This window comes from uncultured Flavobacterium sp. (assembly GCF_963975005.1).
Lineage (GTDB): Bacteria > Bacteroidota > Bacteroidia > Flavobacteriales > Flavobacteriaceae > Flavobacterium.
The window spans coordinates 15,344-37,579 of the sequence record NZ_CAXBFR010000016.1 but is presented as its reverse complement, the minus strand read 5'-3'; the positions used below and the strand labels follow the sequence as shown (position 1 = coordinate 37,579).

Sequence of the window (22,236 nt, the reverse complement as noted above, 5' to 3'; positions counted from 1 at the left end):
TTACAAAGTTTTGATAAGTTTTGTGGCCCAAGTACATTAATTGAATAGGCTTTTTCTGGTTCTGATTCTGCTTTATCAACTGCTGTATATGCTGCTGCATTTATACAATAATCAGGAATAAACTCATTGAAAACGTCATTTACATTGTCATAATCTGTGATATCTAACTTTTTTGAATCACAAAACACAAATTCAATTTCAGGGTGTTTTTCTGCAATAAATTGAAGAGATTGACCTAATTGTCCGTTTGCTCCTGTCACTAAAACTACCATACTTTCTTAGCGTTTTTTAATTCTTGTAAAATTTGGTCTTTTTCAGAAATAATGCATTTCTCAATTGGAAATTGCCAATCTATATTTAGTGAAGAATCGTTAAACATTATTCCACCTTCACTTTCTTTGTTGTAAAAATTATCACATTTATAGAAAAAAGTAGCTGTTTCGCTTAAAACAACAAAACCATGTGCAAAACCTCTTGGTACAAAAAATTGTTTTTGGTTTTCTCCTGAAAGTACTATAGATTCATATTGACCAAATGTTTTAGATTCTGGTCTAATATCAACGGCTACATCTAAAACTTCTCCTTGAAGAACTCTTACTAATTTTGCTTGAGCATGTTCTCCTGTTTGATAATGTAAACCTCTCAAAACTCCTTTTGAAGAATAAGACTGATTATCTTGAACAAAATGAACTGTTTTACCTATTCCTTTTGCAAAAGTATTTTCATTAAAACTTTCCATAAAATAACCTCTTTCGTCTTTGATTATTTTTGGTTCAATGATAAAACAACCTTCTAGTTTTGTTTCTATAAAATTCATATCAATATCAATTGCAAAAATTAAAATTCAATTCAATCTTTATGTACAATAATTTCTTTATTTAACTTTTTCTATTCTTGTAATAAACTCATTAAGTGTATTCCATAACCACTTTTTAGTAAAGGTTGTGCTAATTCCTTTAATTGATTAGCATCAATGAATCCCATTTTAAAAGCAGCTTCTTCTATAGCTCCAATTTTTAACCCTTGTCTCTCTTCAATAACTTGTACAAACTGTCCCGCTTGCATTAAAGATTGGAAAGTTCCAGTATCTAACCAAGCTGTTCCTCTATCTAAAATACTTACTTTTAAAGTACCTCTTTTTAAATATTCTTTGTTGACATCTGTAATTTCTAATTCTCCTCTGTGACTTGGCTTTATGTTTGCGGCAACCTCAACAACTGAGTTGTCATAAAAATAGATTCCTGGTACAGCATAGTTAGATTTTGGCATTTCGGGTTTTTCTTCAATAGAAAGTACATTTCCATCTTTATCAAAATCAACAACACCATAACGTTCTGGGTCATGAACGTGATAAGCATAAATGATTCCACCATCAGGATTGTTATTTGCTTGAAGTAATTCCGCTAAACCCGTTCCATAGAAAATATTATCTCCTAGAATTAAAGCTACTTTGTCGTCTCCTATAAATTCATTTCCTATGATAAAAGCTTCTGCTAATCCATTTGGGTTTTCTTGAACAGCATATTCAAAACGACAACCTAGTTTTTTTCCATCACCAAGTAATTGCTGAAATAACGGCAAATCATGAGGTGTTGAAATGATTAATATTTCACTTATTCCTGCCCACATTAGAGTTGACAAGGGATAGTATATCATTGGTTTATCATAAATAGGCATCATTTGCTTACTTACCGCTAATGTTAAGGGATGAAGCCTTGTTCCTGAACCACCTGCTAATATAATTCCTTTCATATTTTAAGTTTATTGCTTAATTCTTAATTTTTGTTTATTATATATTTTTAGAAATGCTAACCCAATTAAATAAAATAAAATTAATAAAATTGGAAATAAAATTTTAGAATTTAATACCAATGGAACGTATTTTCTAATATTTAAAACAATACTTTCTTCTTTAATTATTTTATCTGATATAATCTTACTTGTTTTTAAAAGATGACTCTCAGAAATTAAATTGTCTTTTTTATTTACTAACTCTGGAATGCTACTGTTTTCTGAAATAGATACATTTAAACCTCCTTTACTATTTGAAGATAATAAAGAAATTATTTTATCAACTTGTTTAATTAGTGAATCGTTTGCGATTAATTTTTCTTCTAAGTTTTGTTGATGTATTTTCTGTTGTTCTAAAAAATATTGGCTTTTATTTAAATAAGTAAGAATCGGATCAATTAAGTCTTCTCTTTTCCACATACCCTTTGTAACTATTGTAACTTTATGGTGATAATAGTTTTTACTAGTCATTTCAGAGTTTAATATTTTTTCTATATTACCATCTTCTGCCATCAATTTTATTAACTCAAAATTATTTTCTTGATCTTTATTATTAATAAAATTATATATAGCTGGGTATGCTTCAATTGAAATACTTGAAATATTTTCGTAATCTTTTATACCAATATTTTTAAAAAAAACGGGGTCACCTTCTCTTAATTTAGTATTTAATTCTTCTATTTTTTTGTATAAATACTCATTACTTCCAAAGTTTGGAATAACTGATATTTCATGCTCATAATTTTTCTTCCCATCAGCTAAATAAGCTAATGCAACACCCACAATAAATAAAATAATGATAATGATAATCTTTTTTTGAATAAAGAAAATTAAATTAAAAAATGAATTTATAATGTTTTTAAAAAAACCTGATACCTTATTAAATAACTGACCTAAATCTATTTCTTGTTCTTGAGAATTTGTACTCATGTGATTTATTTTGTGTTAAATATTTGTTCTAAAATCTTTATTGTAATTAAATAAGTTGGTTTAACTCCTGTTGTTCCTAAACCTCCAGAAGCTAATGTACTACCTGTTTCTAAAGGATTATCTGAAGCGTAATAAGCATATCTAACTTTTACATTAGGATTGATACTTTTTCTAATTTTTGAGGCTGACTGAATAGCCTTTTGATAATAAGCTCCTTCCATTTCTAAACCTATTGCTTCCCAAGTTGATTCATGGAAAAATTTCAACAAATCTCTATTCTGAAGTGATGTTCCTAAAACAGTAACCATTGGTCCAGCAAAAACAGATATTCCATTTTCTTCAAACATTTCCTTGGTTAATTCATTTTCAAAAGGATAATTATCTGCTGTTCCTTCATTAATATGAGCACAAGGAATCATTATATCACCTTTTCCTCCTTCAAGAATTCCTGCTTTACCCATAATTGAAACTGACTCAACATTTAAGAAAATCTTTGTCTTGTCTATTTTATAAGGTTTTAATAACTCATCAATTGTTTCAAAAGCTTGTTCTCCGAAAGCATAATCCATTACGATTAAAACGGGTTTGTCTTTTTCAAATGAAGCTGATGGAAAAGCTGATTTTTTGAAATCTATTTGAGCAGTATCAAAAATTTGTACATCAATGTTCGTTCCTGAAGTATCTGGCAAAGAAATCATTCCGTTTTTAAGAGCGTAATCTTCAACTTTTTTACGTAAATCTTTATTATTAGAACCACTTAAATCTTCAAAAACCTGAAATTCTGTAGCATCTTTGTATTTTTTTCCAAGAACTGGTTCTGCAAAGATAGAATTCATAACACTGTGCATATTAGCACTAATAATATGGATTGGTCGTTCTATTAAATTGTTTTTTTGTAAAACCTCTTTAATACTATTTGCCCAAATTTCTCCATAAATATGATGTCCTAATCGTTCTCTTAAAATCGGACTAAAAGTTATAGTTCTTTTGTTATTTAAAACTAATTCCTCAATAGCTAATTTTCCTAACCAGTACACAATATGTAAAAAACGTTCTGGTGCTTCTGGAGTAGAAAAATCTGGATAAATAGATTGAACTTCTGCAAATGTTCTTCCTAAAACACTTGAAATATGTGAAATGGCTTTTTCTCTTTCAACTACAGTCAGTTTTTTATTTTGAAGAACTAATTCTTCTAGTTTTTGCCAATCACGAGTAACTTCTCCAATTTCATCTATTAAAACGCGGTCTTTTATTTTGTGTGATTCAATAAAAATAAAAGTCAAATGCGTCAAAATATCATAAATATCAGATCGACCACGTGTGATTTCCACGTTCATTTGTTCGTCGTCAATTCTATAACAATTTCTTCTTCTTTTTGGAGGAACAATAGCTTTAAAATGCGAATTAGCATATCCTTCATCTGAAGTCAAGTTTATAAAACGACATTGTTCTATTCCAACAGGAAGTCTTTCAATAACGTATAATAAGCCGCTTAATTCGACTTTTTCTTCAGCTATACTTCCATAAATTTCTGGACGTAATGATAATAAGGCTTCACGCAAAGTTTCTCCAGAAATGCCCATTGGTTTATAAAAACCTCTGTTAAAAAGGTGACGCATGCTTATGTATAAACGTTCAATTGCAGCTGATGATTCTTGTGCTCTTGATCGTGATATGTTTTTAATTTCTTTCATAATCTGATTTTCTAACCTGCAAATATAAGATTTTTAGTTTTGTGTGGTTGCAATTGATATTTTAAAGTCTGGAAAAAAATTTGCTTTTTCAATCTTCTTCCAATTTCCTTTAATATAAGAGTAAACGTTTGCTTCAATATTTGTAGCATTAATAGAGGGTGAAATTAGACTATTATTCGTTTTATTGAAAATGGCATTATATTGATTTTGCTTAATGTTTATTGATTCTAATGCTATGTAAAAACCTTCTTCAGGAATTTCAATTTCTTTATCCAAAAGATCAATTTCTCTTAATTCATTGAAGTGATAAACAGCATAAGGTTCTCTTTTTTCTGAAGTTTCCATTTTGACAATTATAGATTCTGTTAAAATTTCTTCTCCTACTTTATGAAGAGAATCTACTTTAAAAAAGCGAATTTTAAAAACATTTGTTTTTTGGGTAAGATTTACTGCTTTAAAGCTAAATTTATCTAGTATAATCTTTTTATTAGAAGAGTTAATACCTTCTATAAAATAAGCTTTTAAACTTGTTGATAAAGAAGATGTAGTCTTAAGAGAAGAAGAATTATTAGTTTGAAAATCTATCCATTGCTTTTTTTGATTATATAGATTGATATTCTCTTTTTCTTGATTATTTAAAATTGGTTTTAAAAGGATTTTTTTACTTAAACCTTCAACAGTAATTTTCTTTTCTTCATAACCTGTTGTAAAAAACCATAATGTATCTTGTTTGGTTAAATTTTCTGCTTTAAATTTTCCTTTTTTATTTGAAGAAAAATTAAATTCTGGTTTTGAAGTAAATACTCCAACATAAGGAATTGGTTTGCCTGAAATACTATCCAAAACCACTCCTTTTATTTGGGCTGAAAGGGAAAGTGTAGTTAGTAATAAAAGAATGATTTTTTTCATTTGTGATTTAAATTGAAAATATTGTCGAATTTTTTAATTAGTTAAGGTTAATTGTAGACTTATATTATGATACGTTTTATATCCTTTTGGCTGAAATTTAAATAAGGACGCTTTATTCTCTTTAATTAAATATACATTAGGTTCTGAATCAAAATATCCAACAATGTGAGGTTCATAAGTAACTCCTTCAAACCTGCCTTTTTTTCCTTCCATTGTATATTTATATTCAAATTTATTTTCTTCTATAACTAAACTTTCAAAAGCAATCATTAAACCTTCTTTTGGAAAAACTAAATTATAACTTGTTAAGTCAATTGTTTGTAGTTGCTTTCCTTTTTTACAAGTTATTATTATTTCATCTTCTAAAATATTTGTTTCAATTTCTTTTAATGAGTCAATTGTGAATATTCGAAGTTTTATTTTTGAATTTTTAACTCTTGATCTTGTTATAAATTTAATTTCTTTAATAAACTGAAATGTTTTGTTTTCCTTTTCAAATTTAAAAAAACGTCCCCACATATGAGATGTTCCTCCATTTCCATATGATGTTCCATCTTTTTTTAATATACCTAAAACTAATTCTTGAGTGTTAAGCTTTCCAATAACAACAACCTCATTTAATTCATAAGTTTTTGGAGCAAGTTTTACAATTAAATTTGAGTTTTTTGATATTTTTTTATCAAAATAACCCAAATTAGAAACATGAATTATGCTTAATGAATCTTTTTGAGGTAAAACAAAATTTCCGTTTTCATCTGTGTTTACACCAATTCTTGAGTTTTCGTATAAAACTGCTGCATAAGCAATAGATTTGCCCGAAATACTATCCAAAACAACTCCTTTTACTTGGGCTGAAAGGGAAAATGTGGTTAGTAATAGTAAAAATAACAGTCTTTGTTCTTTCATCTTTGTTCTATTCTCTACTTAGTTTATCTGCAATTTCTCTATTATCACTTAATCTTGGTAATTTGTTTTGTCCACCGAGTTTTCCAATGGATTTCATATACTCTTGAAAACCGTTTTTGGATACTTTTGAAACGACTAATGTTCTCAAAACTTTACCGATAATTAAATCGTCATAATAGGCATTTTGCTTTCGCATGGCATTATCGATTTTTAACGCAAATTCTTCCAAATTATTGGGTTCGTTTTGAAATTCTATAAACCATTCGTGATAAGGCAATCCTGAATCTGGATTAATTTGTGGAGCAACTGTGAATTCGTTAACTCGAACTTCAGTGTTTTCGGTAGCTTCTTGTAAAGCACTTTCGACTTCTTTTGCAATTACGTGTTCTCCAAAAGCTGAAATAAAGTGTTTAATTCTTCCTGAAACTATTATTCTGTATGGTTTTAAACTGGTAAATTGAACTGTGTCACCAATGTTATATGCCCAAAGGCCAGCATTTGTGGAAATTATTAAAACGTAATTAATACCTAATTCGACTTCTCCAATAGTATATCGCTTAGGTTTTTCTGTATGAAATTCATTATCTTTTATAAATTCATAGAAAATACCTGAATTTAATAACAAAAGCATTCCTTTTTCTGTTTGTGAATCTTGGTAAGCGAAAAAGCCTTCTGAAGCTGGAAATAGCTCAATTGAATCTACTTTTCGACCGATTAAATTTTCGAATTTTGCTCTATATGGTTCATAATTTACGCCTCCATAAATAAATAAATTGAAGTTTTTAAAGATGTCACCAACTGGTTTATTTGCCTTTTCTTTTAGTTTTTCAAAATACATTTGCACCCAAGATGGAATTCCGGAAATAACAGCCATGTCTTCGTTTATAGTTTCATTTACTATAGCATTGACTTTAGTTTCCCAATCTTCTATGCAATTGGTTTCCCAACTTGGCATTCGGTTTTTTTGAAGGTATTTTGGTACAAAATGAGCCACAATTCCTGATAAACGTCCTAACTTTATACCGTTTTTGTCTTCTAACGTTGGACTTCCTTGTAAGAAAATCATCTTTCCGTCTACAAAATCGGCTTTTCTTGTTTCGTGAATATAGCTTAAAATAGCATTTCGAGCAGCCTGAATGTGAAAAGGCATCGATTCTTTAGTTAAAGGAATATATTTGGCTCCAGATGTTGTTCCTGATGTTTTTGCAAAATATAGTGGTTTTCCCTTCCAAAGAATGTCTGATTCTCCTTTTACAACTTTTTCTACATAATTTTTTAGCCCTTCATAATCTCTTACAGGAACATTTTTTACAAAATCTTGATGTGATGTGATTTGCGAGAAATTATGATCTTTTCCGAATTCGGTTTCAGAAGCTTGTTGAATTAAATCTAAAAAAACTTTTTGCTGGGTTTCAATTGGATTTGAAGCCCATTTTTGAGTTTGTGAATGTATGCTTTTGGCAAATATTTTTGCTGCGAAACTTTTTATACTCATAGTTTGTAAATTAGCCCAGACAGGAATGAAAAGCTTTTTTGTGAAAAAATGTAGTTTTTGTGGTTGTAAAAAAGCGACCAAAGGAAGCTCTTTTTATGACTTATAAAAACACATTTTTTGCAAAAAACTTGTAATGGATGGCAGGAAATAGCTTCTAAAAACATTTCTAAAAATTAATAAATTGCGTTGGGTTTATAGGAAAACCTTCTTTCCAAAGTTCGAAGTAGAAATTACCACTATTGTTTTGAAATTCGTTACTTCCTGCTTGACCGATAACTTCCCCAGAACGCACATTGTCTCTTACAGCTTTTGTTAAAAAAGATATGTTTTTATACACTGAAATCAATTCATCTTTATGTTTGATAATCACTACATAACCTGCCGTTGGTGTCCAATCTGCAAACAAAATTGTTCCAGTGGCTACGGCTTTAATTGGTGTGTCTTTGGCAACGGCAATTTCGATTCCATAGTTCTTAGTAACTGGATTGTATTTTTTTATGATTTTTCCGTTTGTAGGTGGAAATAATACAAAGTTGACTTTTGATTTTGATTTATCAAACACGTTGTATTTGTCTTCAATAGCTACTTGATCTCTTAATTTTTGTTCTTCTTGTGTGGCTTTTACATCAAAATCTTCTGGTTTAACAATGTTATTGTTTTGAAGAGAGTCTTTGTTCAATTTTGCATATTCTAGTTCCCCAATTAATACTTTTTTTATAGAAGCAATGTATTTATTGTTTAATTCTACATTGTTTTGAAGGGAATCTGATTTAATAGCCAAAACAATAGCATCTTGTTTTAATTTAGTTGAAGCATACCCTGGAATATACTCACGAAGCGGTGTAAATGCAATTATATAGGTTGTTATCGATATTAAAAAAATAGCAGAAAGTGTCACTCCAACAAAGACGTTCATTAAGTTTAATTTTAATGAAAAAGTTTCTTCAAAGGTATCTTCATTAAGAATTACAAGTCTTCGTTTGTTGAATAATTTATTTTTTAATAGTTGTCTTTTAATTCTTTTTTTGGACATTCTTAAGCGGTTTGTTTTACAAATATAAGAATTATGCTTTGTTAAGAGATTAGCATAAGGATAATAATTCGTTAAAAAAGTAGCATTTGTTATTTTCTTTTTATCTTTGCAGTATTAAATTTTAAAAAAATGAATACATTATCTATATTTTTAGGTGTAATTGGTGCTCCACAAATAATCTTAGTTGTGGTTATCATTTTATTACTTTTTGGTGGTAAAAAAATTCCTGAATTAATGAAAGGTCTTGGTGGTGGTGTTAAAGAGTTTAAAAACGCCATGAAAGAAGAAGAAAATAAAGATTTAAAAAAAGACGAAACTTCTACAAAAGAGTAAGCTTTTTAAAATTTCAAAAAGAAAATCCCAAATTCCAATTTTTGTTGGTGTTTGGGATTTTTTGTTTATTTACTGCAACCTTTTTGTTTTTATATGTCTTAATAGAAATAACTTTAAAATATTAATTACATGAAAAATTTATTCTATCTTTTATCAATGGTTTTGTTAACTTTAACCATTAGTTGCAATGATGATGACAATCTAGTTAACCCTACTACTCAAAACCCAGTAGATGTATATGTTGCTGGACAAAAAAATGAACAAGCTTGTTATTGGAAAAACAATCAACTAGTAATGTTAGACGCTGGAACATTCTTAGGTACTGAATCAATCAAAATAATTGAATCTAGTGGAGATGTATATGTATTAGGAAAAGCTTATCCTTCTGGGGGCAACAATTATGGTGCGAGTTTATTATGGAAAAATGGCGTTTTAACAAACTTAAGTGCCTTGTATTTTAATCAAACTTTAAATAATGCATTAATCATTGATGATTTAGATGTAGTAGGAAATGATGTGTACTTAGTGGGTTACACGAAAGATTGGAGTACTGGTGAATTTAGTTTAAAAACTTGGAAAAATAACATAGCTACAGATTTGTTGAATAATAATACTTCTAATGTTTTTAATAAACCATGTAGTATAAAATTTATGAACAATAATGTGTATGTTACTACTCCTGATGCAGGAATTTATGTAAATACAACATTTCAAAGTGTAACAAATGGTATAGAATTAAAAGGAATTGCTACTAAAAATAATAATGAAATTTATGTTTATGGTTCAAATTCAAACACGAATTCTGTTTATTACAAAAACTTAAATACAAATGTTGAATCAAACAATTCAATCATTCAGAATGTTGAGAAGTTATTGTTTGATGGTAATGAGATGCATTTTAGTAGTTTATTTAACATATATAAAAATTCGATTCTTAATTATTCAATTCCACAAACTGATATTATAAAAACGTTTTCTGTACTAAATGATAATTTGTATACTATTGAAGGTAGTAACAGTCAAATTTTAAAAATAAACAATGTTATAACAATGACAACTGCTGCTGATGAAGTTTACACAAGTTTATTCATTGATTAAAACAAATGCAAATGCAACAACTCAATTGGCATGAAGTTTACAGCATATTATCCCCAAAACTTTTGGGGATTTGTCGTAGGTATATAAAAGATTTGTCAACGGCAGAGGATATTGTTCAAGATTCTTTTATTGTTGCTATTCAAAAAGAAAATGATTTAAAAAACAAAGAAGCCTTAAAGGGTTGGTTAAGTAGAATTGTGATTAATAGAGCAATTAATTATTTGAAAAAAGAAAGCATAGTTAATTATACTGATGCCAATAGTATTGAATTTATAGATGAAACCACTGAAATGAATATAGTAGCAATTGATAAAAAGTCGGCCATTTTAGCTTCTGATTTTAGTCATGAAGATTTATTGGAAGCCATAGATTCTCTTTCTGAAAATCATAAATCGGTTTTTAATTTGTATATCATTGACGAATTTTCGCATATACAAATCAGCAAATTATTAAATATTTCTGTTGGAACATCTAAATCAAGTTTGTCAAGAGCACGGAAAAATATTCAGCAATTCCTTATAAATAAGTTGAATAATAGTAAAACTGACGAAAAGAAAAAAAGAAGAATTGCCTTTTTATTGTTTTTTGGTTTTGGAAATCAAATTTTTGCAAATTATTACAAAAACTCTTTTTCTTCTTTTGAAATTAATCCCAAAAAAGCCTTTGACTCATCCAAAAATATTGAAAATTTAGAATACTTCTTTTTATTAAAAAATAAGAATTATTATAAATATTTAAAAATCGTAGCCTTCTTCTTTTTTATGATTTTATTAGTTCTGTTTTTCCTTAAAGAAGAAAATATATCTGTTTCAAAAACTGAAGAACCTTTCGTAAAAGAAATCCAAATAAATGTTGAATCGGAAAAACGCAAAGATTTTATAAAAGAAGATACCATTATTGAAAAGCCACAACTAAAAAAAGAGGAATTAGTTCTTGAAATTAAGAAACCTCAAATCACAAATAAGGTTAAAACGCCAAAAATTATTGTTGCTAAAGATTCTATAATTGAACCTGAAAATCCTAAAGTCGTAGTCATCAAAAAACAAATTATAAAAAAAGACACTATTTATGTGGAAAAAGAATAATGTTTATTTGGTACTCTTATTAGTACTAAATTTTAGCTTTGCTCAAGAAAAAAAGGTAGATACTGTTTATGTATATGAAGAAATTATTATTAGAGATACTGTTTATGTAGAAAAACCTTTAGATAAAATAAAAATTGATAAAGTAACTATATCTTCAGATAAAAAAGGTAAAAAACCTCAACTCACAATTATTCAAAATAATAAAAAAACAATTATTGCTGTTGATACTTTAGTAATTGAAAAAAAAGAAAAGAGTTTTGATTCTAATTGGAAGTTTGGTTCTAAATTTAATTTGGGATTTATTGCCAATACTTTATTAAAAGAATTTAATGCTAAAAATCAACAAACTATTGGACTGGGAGTTTTTGTAAAAAAAGCAGTTTTTCATCCTAATTTTTCTATAGGAACAGGTTTTGAAACATTTTTGACAATAAATGAATCTCAAATAAATAATGCTGATTCAGCTTCCTTTTTAAATGGTTATTACTTCACCGACGAGGGAAGCCCAAAATTATTTGAAACATTAAATACAAAAGGTTTTCAATTTCAAATACCAGTTCAGTTTTACTGGGAAATTAAAAAGTTCACACCTTCTTTTGGTGTTTTTGGTGCTGTAAGCAATTATGAATCCACATTTAAAGGTTCATCTGGAAATCTTCCCTTAACATTGGATGAATCACAAAAATTTAATGCCAAAACATTCTATTTTGGATACTTATTTCAAGTTGAATATGCTATTTATAAACAATGGTCTATTGGACTAAGTTATTCTTATTCGAATACAAAAAAAATAGTTTTTAAACAAAATGGAGAAACTTTTGCAATAGATAAAAAGCTAACCCAAAACACGTTTGGAATTAGCTTTTTATATCATTTTTAAAAATTATAATATCATCGTCAACTGAATCCTTTTTCGAGCTTCATCCACCTCAACGACTTTTACTTGAACGTGTTGATGGAGTTTTACTACTTCATTTACATCAGAAACAAAGCCTTCTTTTAGTTGAGAAATATGAACCAATCCACTTTCTTTGATTCCAACATCAACGAAACAACCAAAAGCTGTAATGTTGTTGACAATTCCAGGTAAAATCATTCCAACTCTTAAATTGTTCATGGTTTTTACATTAGGATCAAATTCGAATACTTTGGCCGATTTTCTTGGATCTAAACCTGGTTTTTCTAATTCTTTTACGATGTCTTTTAGTCCTAGAATTCCAATTTCTTCTGTTATGTAATTTTCTAGTTTTATTTGACTGATTTTCTCTTTATTTCCGACCAGTTCAGCCACAGAAATTTTTAATTCTTTTGCCATTTTTTCGACAATTTTATAAGCTTCTGGATGAACAGCTGAATTGTCTAAAGGATTTTTTCCATCTTTTATTCTAATAAAAGCTGCGGCTTGTTGATAAGCTTTTTCTCCTAATCTTGGTACTTTTTTGATTTGCTTTCGGTCTTCAAATGGTCCATTTTCTGAACGGTAAGCTATTATGTTTTCGGCCATTTTTTCTCCAATTCCGGAAACGTAGCTTAATAATGATTTACTGGCTGTGTTGATGTTTATTCCAACTGAATTCACACAACGAACTACAACTGTATCTAATTCTTCTTTTAACTTAGTTTGATCTACATCATGTTGATATTGTCCAACTCCAATTGATTTGGCATCAATTTTTACCAATTCTGCCAATGGATCCGATAATCTTCTTCCAATAGAAACTGAACCACGAACCGTTACATCATACGTTGGAAATTCTTCACGTGCAATTTTACTTGCTGAATAAACTGATGCACCAGCTTCTGAAACTACAAATACTTGAACGGGTTTATCAAAAGCGATTTTCTTGATGAAAAATTCGGTTTCGCGACTTGCTGTTCCGTTTCCAATAGAAATTGCTTCAATATTATAAGCATTTACCATCGAACGGATTTTTTTCATCGCCATCCCGCTTTCGTTTTGTGGTGCGTGTGGATAAATGGTTTCGTTGTATAATAAATCCCCTTTTTCATCTAAACAAACGATTTTACAACCACTTCTATAACCTGGATCAATAGCTAAAATTCGTTTTTCACCCAAAGGTGGTGCTAAAAGTAATTGCCCTAAATTTCCAGCAAAAACATCTATGGCTTTTTCATCGGCTTTTGCTTTTGCTTCTCGTAGGGTTTCGTTTGAAATAGCTGGTTCTAATAAACGTTTGTAACTGTCTTTTATAGCGATTTTGACTTGTTCTGTACTTTCATTTCTTCCTTTTAAAATGTTTTCTTCGATGAAATCAATAGCTTCTTCATTATCAACCTCAACTTTTAGTTTGATGAAACCTTCATTTTCTGCACGAAGCATGGCTAATAAACGATGTGAAGGTGCTTTTGAAATAGGTTCTGACCAATCAAAATATTGTTTGAATTTTTGTGCGTCTTCTTCTTCAGCTTTCTTTTTAACCACTTTTGTAGTTACAGTTGCTTTTCTTTGGAACAAACGACGCAAATTCTTTCTAATGTAAACATTTTCGTTTATCCATTCTGCAATAATGTCTCTTGCGCCTTGTAAAGCATCATCTTCATTAATTACATTTTTTGAAATGTATTTTGAAGCTTCAAAGTCAATTTCGTCATTATTTTGAGCCATTATTATTTTTGCCAAAGGTTCTAATCCGTTTTCACGAGCTACATCTGCTTTGGTTTTTTTCTTCTTTTTGTATGGCAAATACAAATCTTCAATTTCTTGTAAATCGAAACTATTTTGGATTTTTGATTTTAGTTCTGAAGTCAATTGTCCTTGTTCTTCAATTGTTTTTATAATGGAATCTTTTCGTTTTACGATTTCGTCATATTGCTTTGAAAGTTTGGCAATATTTTCAATTTGAACCTCATCTAAATTTCCGGTTGTATCTTTTCGGTAACGCGAAATAAAGGGAATTGTACAATCTTCTGAAAGTAATTTTAAAGTGGCTTCTATGTTTTTATCAACAGTGTTTACAACTGTTTTTATGAATTGAATTTGGTTCATTTTGATATTTAATTTCTAAGGTGCAATTTATGCAAATTACTTCAGTTTGCTAAAATTTGTGCTGAATTTATATGAAGTTTATTCCTGTGTTTTTTGGAAAGCGTGACCTATATTTTCAATCACATCAGTTATCAACATACTTTCTTCACTTTGTGATTCTAAGGTAATGTCTGCTGCTAATCCGTGAAGGTAAACTCCTAAAATACTTGCTTCTAAACATGTATAATTTTGGGCTAAAAACGCAGTTATCATTCCGGTTAAAGCATCACCAGAACCACCTTTTGCTAAACCCGAATTTCCTGTTGTGTTTTCAAAAATATCAATTCCATTTGTAATAAACGTTTTGTGTCCTTTTAAAACTAGTATACATTTGAATTCTTTTGCTTTAACTATAGCTGTTGTTCTTCGCTCTTCTTCAGAATCATGATTTCCAAATAATCTATCAAATTCTTTTGGATGTGGTGTTAAAACTGAATTTTTTGGCAACTGACTAAACCAATCTTGATTTTGGGCTAAGATATTTAAGGCATCTGCATCAATAACTAAAGATTTTGCTTTTAAAAAAACAGAATAAACTAATTTTTGAGCCGCTTCATTTTGTTCTAAACCTGGTCCGATTCCAATAACATCAAACAATGATAAATCTATGAGGTTATCTCTAAAAGAAAGCATTGCTTCTGGTAAAAAAGTATTTAGAGTGTTTTTTTCTTCTTCAGGAATTGAAACGGTTAGTAAACCTGTTCCTGAACGCAAACACGCTTTTGAAGCGATTAAAGCTGCTCCCATTTTATTTTTACTTCCTGCAATTAATAAAGCATGACCATAATTTCCTTTATGAGTGTTTTCATCTCTTGTTTTATAAATACTTTTAATTAAAGCTTTATCAATTGTTTTCATTATAAGTAAAATTAAGCGTTAATTACATTTCCATTTAAAATTAGAAACTGTTGAATGTCTTTCTGGTCGAAATTCGTAATGCCACCATTCGTTATAAATGCTTTTAAAATCATATTTAGCTAAAGTTTCTTTTAGTAATTTTCGGTTTTGTAAAACTTCTTTTGGAAGGTTTAAATAAGTATGATGTGCTTCTCGTCCAAAGAAATCAAATTTTGTTCCCATATCTAATTCATTACCAAATGAATCTACTAAAGTCAAATCGACGGCTGCACCACGATTGTGTTTTGACCCTTTTTTTGGATTGGCTACATAATTTGTTCCTGGTAGAATTTTCCACATCTTTTTTTGAACATCCAAAGGGCGATAACAATCGTATAATTTTATACGGAAGCCTTTTTTTATTAATTCTTGATTGGCTTTTACCAAAGCTTTTGTAGTACTAATTCTCAAAAAACATTCTGGACAATCATATACTTTTTGATGTAAAAAATTGTCTGTTGTAGCGTATTTTAAATCTAATACAAAATCTGAACTTAAGACTTGAATGTTAACAAATGAAGTGTCTTTAATTGTTTCAGAATTGTTTTCTTTTTGCTCTTTTACTTCGGGCAAAACTAAAACTGTTTCTTTTATATTTTCTATGCTTGGTAAAACCATTTCATGCTTTTCACTTGCTTCTTTTTTACAAGAAAAAATGCCTAAAGTACAAAATATGAATAGTGCTTTTCTCAAATTAATAATTGTCTTCTACTTTATAGTTTCTTATCATAAAATTTAAAGCTGCTTGAACAATTTCTCCCATTGAATTGGCTTTTTTGAAATCCATATCTAGAGTCACTTCATAAATTTCTTCTTGTAATTGTTGAATGTGTTCAATTGGTGCAAGCTTTGTCGATTTCATAGCTTCAACTAATCGTCTTAATCTTGCTTTGGTGTCTATTAATCTTTTTACAATAATAGAACGTTCTTCTATTTGATATTGTGTAATTGACTTAGGGTTCAGTTTATTTTGTACTAATTCTGAAAACTTAAAATTCTCTTTAAACAAATGGGGTTTATAGAGTTTAAAACTTCCTTCATAGCTTTGCTGGTCAAAATCAATGGCTCTAATTCTAAAAATTCGTTGGTCAAAATCATAAATAGGAATAACTACAAAATTATACGAACGCATATCACCCAAAAGTCCAATCATACAACGCTCATTGAATTTTACAAACTCTTTTGCTATTTGGGTCTTTTCATTTTCATTGCAATTTTTTAAGTTTTCTTCTAAAAAAACATCTCCTGGAATTCCAACAATGTGTTCTTCAATAAGTGTGTCTTCATAGACTAAAAAATTAATACTATTTGGCGAAATAATATGTTCAATTTCTAAACCAAAAATCCTTGAAGCATCAGCTTTTTTAATGTAGAAATGAGTGTAATTATCATTTAAAATATTTCTAATCTTTACTCTAAAGGGTTTTGAATTTCCAAAGGTGCAAAAGTCAATATAATCCACATTTAAAAATTCTATACTCCCTTCATCTCCGTCAGAATGTAATAATGTGTATATTTTTTTTAGACTTCTATCTAATTCTTCTTTTTCATATTCATTATAATAAACTTTGACCCATAAAGTGTCTTTATCTTCTTTATCAAAAACAGTTATACTTCCTTGAAAACGTAACAAATCGTCATAAAAAACTTTGGTTTTGGTTAGCCTTTTATATTTTTCAAGATAACTTTTTAAATTAGCATTTATAGGATAATATTTTTTCTTTAACTGTTGTTTTTCTCCGCTCATTGTCTAATTTTATTGTAAAGAAATGTAGTTTTTTTATTTGAATATAAAAATTAATCCTGCACAATTATTTCTTTTGGATCTTCTTTTTGAAATTCAGGTTGGATATTGACATGATTAATATGAAATTCTTCAAACAACACTTTTTCTATTTGATGTAACATATCGTTGAAATCACTCAGTTTTATGTCTTCTGAACAATCTAAATGGGCTTCTAAGTGTAATTCTTCTTCATTCAAATGCCAAACATGAACATGATGCAGTAATTTTACACCTTTTATTTGATTTACGCTTCTAACTATTTCTTCTATATCAATCTCTTCTGGTGTAAAAAGCATTAACATTTTTGTGGCTTTTAATAGTAAATCAAATCCAACTACAATTAAATATAAAGCAATTATCAAAGTTAAAACGCTATCAATCCAATAGATTTGATAAAAATACATTAACAAACCTCCTACCAAAACCGCAACAGATGCTAACATATCGGTTAATAAATGCAAATAAGCCGATTTCATATTCAGGTTGTGATCCGCATCTTTTTTTAGCAATAAAACAGAAAAGCCATTAACAGCTATTCCAAGAGTTGCTAACCAAATAACTATTGTCGGTTGAATATCATGTGGATGAAAAAAGCGAGAAATAGCCTCATAAATCAAATAAATTGCAACAACAATTAAAGATAAAGCATTTACAAAAGCAGCAATTAATTCAGCGCGTTTTAATCCAAAAGTTTGTTCAAAAGATGCTTCCCTTCTGGATAGTTTATGAGCAACGTAACTAATAATTAGTGAAATAACATCTGTAAAATTGTGAAGGGCATCAGAAATTAAAGCTAAACTTCCAGAAAAAATTCCACCAACAACTTGAGCAATTGTAATAACTATATTTAGTAAAATTGAAAATAATAGGTTCTTTCCTTGTACTTGATGTTTATGAATATGGTTGTGGTTGTGACTCATTTTAAAAATTATCGGATTTTAGGATATTAAATATTCAGAAAAAGGAAGATTACATTAAACATTTTTTTAAAAAAATAACACCTAAAAATCTCTTCTCTAAAAATCCGAATCTCCTTATTATTATTTACAAGCTATTTTATTGACTCTATTAGCATGTCTTCCTCCTTCAAATTTTGTGTTTAAAAAAGTATCAACCATATCAACAGCTTGTTGAATTGAAGTGTATCTTGCTGGAATACTAATTACATTTGCATCATTATGTTGACGAGCTAATTCAGCAATTTCTTTCATCCAACATAAAGCAGCGCGAACATCTTGGTGTTTATTTGCTGTCATGGCAATTCCATTTCCTGAACCACAAATTACAACTCCAAAATCTACTTTTTTCGTTTGTACATCATAAGCCACTTCATGACCAAAATCTGGATAATCAACACTATCAAAAGTGTCCGTTCCATGATTGATTATTGTGTGTCTTTTTTCTTCTAAATAATGTATAATTGCTTTTTTGTAATCTGGACCAGCATGGTCATTTCCGATAGAAATTTTCATATAATGTGTTTTTTAGTGTGTATGTTTGATACAAAGTTAGTTAAAGCAAAATTAGAAATTAAATAGAAAAGACCTTTTCTTACTTTTTTTTATAAACTATTGATTTATAGTTAATTATATGTTTACAAATTACGATTGTTAATAGAATTTTACAACTAGTTGATAATCAGTTAATGTTAATTTAACATCTGTTGTTAATAAATAAAGATAGATTTTAAGAAGTTTTTTAACAACGCATTAAAATTTTTATTAATCCAAAACCAAGTTTTAAAAACCTAATAAAGTTTCGCTTATTTTTTTTAAACTTATTAATATAAAAAAGCAACTTATTAACACAAAACCTAAATAAACTTATCAAGGAAAATTACCTTTTTTTGGTTGTTAACAACTGTTAATAAAAACTAAAAAAAGGTTCAATTTTAGGACTTTACAATTTCATAACATTGTTAATTAATGTGTATAAATTACTTAAACTAAAAATCCAACGTCTTTTTCAAAATTTTATAGTAACTATTAACAAGCTATCATAAGCATCAATAATTTAAATTTAATTAAAAATATTTTTGTTGTTTTTAATATATGTTGAAAACTTCTAAGATTTTAGATTCAATATTAGCATTTTTTAGATTTTTAATGTACTAAATAAATAAATTTGAAATGTTATCATAATGATAAAACTGAATACTAAATACTGAATACTGAATACTAATTTGTACTTTTAAACTTTATTAAGAAAAAGAATATGACAAAGAAGATTAAAAAGTATGGCAGTAACGAAAAAGATTTTACTGCACAAATTTTAAAAATTATTGCAAAATATGCAAACAAAACTTTTAACTACAAGCAAATTGCTGCTTCGTTAAATGTGAATGATACTAAAAGTAGAAACGAAATTATCAAAGAATTAAATCGTTTAAAACAAAAAGGGAAAATTGAAGAACCTGAAAAGGGAAAATTCAAAATTATAGCTAAATCTGAATATTACGAAGGTACAGTCGATATGACTACTAGAAAATCAGGTTATTTTGTTTGTGATGAATTAGAAGAAGATGTATACATTCCTTTCCAAAATTTAAATCACGCTTTAGATAAAGATAAGGTTAAAGTTTATGTGTATAACCGAAGAAGCTCAAGAAAGCCAGAAGCTGAAGTTTTAGAAATTTTAGAAAGAGATAAAGTTGATTTTGTTGGCGTTATTGACATTCAAAAAAACTTTGCTTTCGTAACAACGGCTAACAATAAAATGTACACCGATATTTTTATTCCAAAAGATAAAATGGGTGAAGCAGAAAATGGTGATGTAGTTTTAGTTACTATGGAAGATTGGCCTAAGAAAGCTGATTCTCCTTTTGGAAGAGTGACTAAAGTTTTAGGAAAACCTGGAGAACACAATACAGAAATTCATGCGATTTTAGCAGAATATGGTTTGCCTTATGATTTTCCTATTGAAGTAGAAGCTTACGCAAAAAAAATTGATACTTCCATAACCCAAGATGAGATTGATAAAAGGAGAGATATGCGAAAAACGCTAACTTTTACTATTGATCCAAAAGATGCTAAAGATTTTGATGATGCTTTATCATTCGAAGTTTTAGAAAATGGAAATTATGAAATCGGAATTCACATTGCTGATGTTTCGCATTATTTAAAAGAAGGAACTATTTTAGATGATGAAGCTTATAATAGAGCAACTTCAGTATATTTAGTAGATAGAGTGGTTCCAATGTTACCAGAAGTTTTATCAAATTTTGCTTGTTCACTTCGTCCTCATGAAGAAAAATATACATTTTCAGCAGTTTTTCAACTGAATAATAAAGCTGAAATAGTTGATTCTTGGTTTGGAAGAACCGTAACTTATTCAGATCAAAGATTTGCTTATGAAGAAGCTCAAAGTATTATTGAAACAAAATCAGATATCATTCCAGCTGATATTTCTATAACTGGTGAATCTTATCAAGTTCCACAACCCATTGTTGAGGCAACTTTAAAATTAGATGAATTAGCTAAAATTCTACGTAAAAAAAGAATGCAAGCTGGTGCCATTTCGTTTGATAAAGTAGAAGTAAAATTCAATTTGAATGAAGAAGCAGAACCAATTGGAGTTTTCTTTAAAGTTTCAAAAGATGCTAATCATTTAATTGAAGAATTCATGCTTTTAGCGAATAGAAAAGTAGCAGAATTCATTGGAAAACAAAAGAAAACGTTTGTTTATAGAATTCACGATGAACCTAATGAAGATAAATTATTAAATCTTCAAACTTTGATTGGTCGATTTGGACATAAATTAGATCTGAGAGATAAAAAAAATATTTCAAAATCTTTAAACCAATTAATGCAAGATGTTAATGGTAAAAAAGAACAAAATTTAATTGACACTTTAGCTATTAGAACCATGAGTAAAGCTAAATATTCAACAGAGAATATTGGGCATTATGGTTTAGCATTTGATTATTACAGTCATTTTACATCACCTATTAGACGTTATCCTGATGTAATGGTACATAGATTACTACAACATTATTTAGATGTCGGAAAAAGTGCTTCAGCGGAAGAATATGAAGTAAAATGTGAACATTCAAGTTCAATGGAGTATTTAGCAACACAAGCTGAAAGAGATTCTATCAAATACATGCAAGTTAAATACATGCAAGATCATAAAGATGAAGAATTCTTAGGTGTTGTTTCTGGTGCTACTGAATGGGGAATTTACGTTGAAATCATCGAAAATAAATGTGAAGGAATGTGTAGAATTAGAGAAATTAAAGATGATTATTACACATTTGATGACAAACAATATGCACTAGTTGGTGAAGTTTCTAAAAACATCATACAATTAGGAGACGAAGTTTACGTTAAAGTTAAAAACGCAGATTTAGTTAAGAAACAACTTGATTTTACTTATTTGAGAAAAAAAGAGTAAGTAATGAATAGTGATTAGTCACTAGTTAAAAAGTAAGATTTTGTTGTTCTGAATTTATTTTTAGAATTTCAAAATCTTACTTATTTTAAAAAGGAACAGTTTTTGATTATTTAGCTTAAAAATTTAATATCATGAAAAAATTAGCATTTACATTTCTTTTAATAACAACAGTAGCTTTTTCACAAGTGGAAAGAACCTTAGGCGATTTTACTAAAGTAACTTCTTTTGATAAATTAGATGTTTTATTAATAAAATCAACTGAAAATAGAATTACAATTAACGGTAATGAAGCCGAAATTGTTGAAACTGTTAATAAAAATGGTGAATTAAAAATAAGAATGCCATTTTCTCAAACAATGGGTGGTGAAGATATTTCTGTGACTTTATATTACAAAAATATTGAAGCTGTTGAAGCCAATGAAGGTTCAAGAATTTCTTCTTCTGAAAATTTTAAAACAACTATTTTTGATATAATTGCCAAAGAAGGAGCCGAAGTTAAAATCAATTTAGATGTTGATAAACTTAATGTAAAAGGAACTTCAGGAGCAATTATTTCTATTTCTGGAAAAGCAAAAAATCAAGATTTATTAATTAATTCAGGCTCTATTTTTAATGCAAAATCTTTAGAAACGGAGCAAACTACAATTACAGTAAATGCTGGTGGAGAAGCAGATATTTATGCAACTAATTTAGTAGACGCAAAAGTGAGAGCTGGTGGAAACATTACAATTTACGGAAAACCAAGACAAATCAATCAAAAAGTTGTAGCTGGTGGAACTATTCGTGAAGCTAAATAAAGAAGTGATTAGTAAATAGTGACCAGTAATTAGTTTTTTAATAA

At 28.6% G+C, this 22,236-nt stretch carries 21 protein-coding genes; 6 read left to right on the top strand and 15 right to left on the bottom strand.

Features of this window, described 5'->3' with window-relative positions; genetic code table 11:
* From AACZ53_RS03545 to AACZ53_RS03505, 9 genes are all read right to left on the bottom strand, one after another.
* The coding region (locus AACZ53_RS03545; RefSeq protein WP_339834850.1) for a sugar nucleotide-binding protein at positions 1 to 272 on the bottom strand (272 nt) is incomplete at its 3' end.
* Positions 266 to 817 carry a dTDP-4-dehydrorhamnose 3,5-epimerase gene (gene rfbC / locus AACZ53_RS03540; RefSeq protein ID WP_339834848.1) on the bottom strand — a complete coding sequence of 184 codons (552 nt, stop codon included), beginning with the start codon at positions 815 to 817 and terminating at the stop codon, positions 266 to 268. The genes AACZ53_RS03545 and rfbC, both read right to left, overlap by 7 nt.
* Positions 818 to 888: 71 nt before the next feature.
* Complete coding sequence (gene rfbA, locus AACZ53_RS03535) at positions 889 to 1,752, bottom strand: glucose-1-phosphate thymidylyltransferase RfbA (RefSeq protein ID WP_339834846.1); 864 nt, start codon at positions 1,750 to 1,752, stop codon at positions 889 to 891.
* 9 nt (positions 1,753 to 1,761) lie between these two features.
* Entirely contained in the window at positions 1,762 to 2,721 is a 960-nt protein-coding gene (locus AACZ53_RS03530) for a hypothetical protein (RefSeq protein WP_339834845.1), read from the bottom strand.
* 5 nt (positions 2,722 to 2,726) lie between these two features.
* The gene (locus AACZ53_RS03525) at positions 2,727 to 4,415 is read right to left on the bottom strand and encodes a hypothetical protein (RefSeq protein ID WP_339834844.1); all 1,689 of its coding nucleotides are present in this window, start codon (positions 4,413 to 4,415) and stop codon (positions 2,727 to 2,729) included.
* Positions 4,416 to 4,448: 33 nt separating this feature from the next.
* Positions 4,449 to 5,324, bottom strand: a complete 876-nt coding sequence (locus AACZ53_RS03520; RefSeq protein WP_339834842.1) for a carboxypeptidase-like regulatory domain-containing protein — start codon at positions 5,322 to 5,324, stop codon at positions 4,449 to 4,451.
* Between the two features lie 33 nt (positions 5,325 to 5,357).
* Positions 5,358 to 6,230: a carboxypeptidase-like regulatory domain-containing protein gene (locus AACZ53_RS03515; RefSeq protein ID WP_339834841.1), complete on the bottom strand. Its 873-nt coding sequence runs from the start codon at positions 6,228 to 6,230 to the stop codon at positions 5,358 to 5,360.
* A gap of 7 nt (positions 6,231 to 6,237) precedes the next feature.
* Positions 6,238 to 7,725, bottom strand: a complete 1,488-nt coding sequence (locus AACZ53_RS03510; protein ID WP_339834840.1) for a GH3 auxin-responsive promoter family protein — start codon at positions 7,723 to 7,725, stop codon at positions 6,238 to 6,240.
* A gap of 166 nt (positions 7,726 to 7,891) precedes the next feature.
* Positions 7,892 to 8,758, bottom strand: a complete 867-nt coding sequence (locus tag AACZ53_RS03505; protein ID WP_339834838.1) for a M23 family metallopeptidase — start codon at positions 8,756 to 8,758, stop codon at positions 7,892 to 7,894.
* A gap of 129 nt (positions 8,759 to 8,887) precedes the next feature.
* Here AACZ53_RS03505 and AACZ53_RS03500 point away from each other — a divergent pair, with 129 nt between their 5' ends.
* The 4 genes from AACZ53_RS03500 (at position 8,888) to AACZ53_RS03485 (ending at position 12,154) form a co-directional block, all read left to right on the top strand.
* On the top strand, positions 8,888 to 9,091 hold the full coding sequence (locus AACZ53_RS03500) for a twin-arginine translocase TatA/TatE family subunit (RefSeq protein WP_339834836.1): 204 nt from the start codon (positions 8,888 to 8,890) through the stop codon (positions 9,089 to 9,091).
* Positions 9,092 to 9,220: 129 nt separating this feature from the next.
* Complete coding sequence (locus AACZ53_RS03495; protein ID WP_339834834.1) at positions 9,221 to 10,189, top strand: hypothetical protein; 969 nt, start codon at positions 9,221 to 9,223, stop codon at positions 10,187 to 10,189.
* Between the two features lie 11 nt (positions 10,190 to 10,200).
* A complete protein-coding gene (locus tag AACZ53_RS03490; RefSeq protein WP_339834832.1) occupies positions 10,201 to 11,274 on the top strand; it encodes an RNA polymerase sigma factor in 1,074 nt (357 codons plus the stop codon).
* Positions 11,258 to 12,154 (top strand): outer membrane beta-barrel protein, encoded by an 897-nt coding sequence (locus AACZ53_RS03485; RefSeq protein WP_339834830.1) that lies wholly within the window; start codon positions 11,258 to 11,260, stop codon positions 12,152 to 12,154. Before AACZ53_RS03490 ends, AACZ53_RS03485 begins: the two co-directional genes overlap by 17 nt.
* 3 nt (positions 12,155 to 12,157) lie before the next feature.
* Here the strand turns inward: AACZ53_RS03485 and AACZ53_RS03480 are convergent, their stop codons facing one another.
* The 6 genes from AACZ53_RS03480 to rpiB form a co-directional block, all read right to left on the bottom strand.
* Positions 12,158 to 14,281, bottom strand: coding sequence for a Tex family protein (locus AACZ53_RS03480; RefSeq protein ID WP_339834828.1), 2,124 nt, complete (start codon positions 14,279 to 14,281; stop codon positions 12,158 to 12,160).
* 78 nt (positions 14,282 to 14,359) lie between these two features.
* On the bottom strand, positions 14,360 to 15,178 hold the full coding sequence (locus AACZ53_RS03475) for an NAD(P)H-hydrate dehydratase (protein WP_339834826.1): 819 nt from the start codon (positions 15,176 to 15,178) through the stop codon (positions 14,360 to 14,362).
* Between the two features lie 18 nt (positions 15,179 to 15,196).
* The gene (locus tag AACZ53_RS03470) at positions 15,197 to 15,910 is read right to left on the bottom strand and encodes a M15 family metallopeptidase (RefSeq protein ID WP_339834824.1); all 714 of its coding nucleotides are present in this window, start codon (positions 15,908 to 15,910) and stop codon (positions 15,197 to 15,199) included.
* A gap of 1 nt (position 15,911) precedes the next feature.
* Positions 15,912 to 16,964 (bottom strand): hypothetical protein, encoded by a 1,053-nt coding sequence (locus AACZ53_RS03465; protein WP_339834823.1) that lies wholly within the window; start codon positions 16,962 to 16,964, stop codon positions 15,912 to 15,914.
* A gap of 50 nt (positions 16,965 to 17,014) precedes the next feature.
* Positions 17,015 to 17,923 carry a cation diffusion facilitator family transporter gene (locus AACZ53_RS03460; RefSeq protein WP_339834821.1) on the bottom strand — a complete coding sequence of 303 codons (909 nt, stop codon included), beginning with the start codon at positions 17,921 to 17,923 and terminating at the stop codon, positions 17,015 to 17,017.
* Positions 17,924 to 18,043: 120 nt separating this feature from the next.
* Entirely contained in the window at positions 18,044 to 18,475 is a 432-nt protein-coding gene (gene rpiB / locus AACZ53_RS03455) for a ribose 5-phosphate isomerase B (RefSeq protein WP_339834819.1), read from the bottom strand.
* A 742-nt stretch (positions 18,476 to 19,217) separates the two neighbouring features.
* Between rpiB and rnr the strand changes: the two genes are divergently transcribed.
* Together rnr and AACZ53_RS03445 are read left to right on the top strand one after the other, a co-directional pair.
* Complete coding sequence (gene rnr, locus AACZ53_RS03450; protein WP_339834817.1) at positions 19,218 to 21,395, top strand: ribonuclease R; 2,178 nt, start codon at positions 19,218 to 19,220, stop codon at positions 21,393 to 21,395.
* Positions 21,396 to 21,526: 131 nt separating this feature from the next.
* Positions 21,527 to 22,192, top strand: coding sequence for a head GIN domain-containing protein (locus AACZ53_RS03445; protein ID WP_339834815.1), 666 nt, complete (start codon positions 21,527 to 21,529; stop codon positions 22,190 to 22,192).
* The last annotated feature ends 44 nt before the right edge of the window (positions 22,193 to 22,236 follow it).